We start from the raw sequence: 244 nt of genomic DNA, 5'->3' as shown, positions 1-244 counted from the left end.
GCGATCGCTGATCCGCTTCGTGCTCCAGCATCGGCTGATTCAGGAACTGCAGGTCCGCGACGCGCGCCAGCAGCACCACCAGACAGGTCGTGACACCCAGGCAGATCAGTCGGAAACGAAAAGGGTTAAACGGCGCTTTTATCTGGTCTTTTCCCAGTAGTTTTTTAATCCGGGGCATGGCATTCCGCTGCGCAAAATAAAGAGAAAGGGGCTGGTGCCAGCAGTTATAAAGAAAGCGCTGGCC

General features: G+C 55.3%; 1 protein-coding gene. It reads right to left on the bottom strand.

Going from position 1 to position 244, the window contains the following annotated elements; genetic code table 11:
* Positions 1–244: hypothetical protein (locus tag SB765_RS32860; RefSeq protein ID WP_410932925.1), on the bottom strand; the 244-nt coding region annotated here is incomplete at both ends.

This window comes from Pseudomonas sp. SIMBA_067, from assembly GCF_046534675.1.
Taxonomy (GTDB): Bacteria; Pseudomonadota; Gammaproteobacteria; order Pseudomonadales; family Pseudomonadaceae; genus Aquipseudomonas; species Aquipseudomonas putida.
Note: the sequence above shows the minus strand (reverse complement) of the source record. Positions and strands in the feature narration are given on the sequence as shown.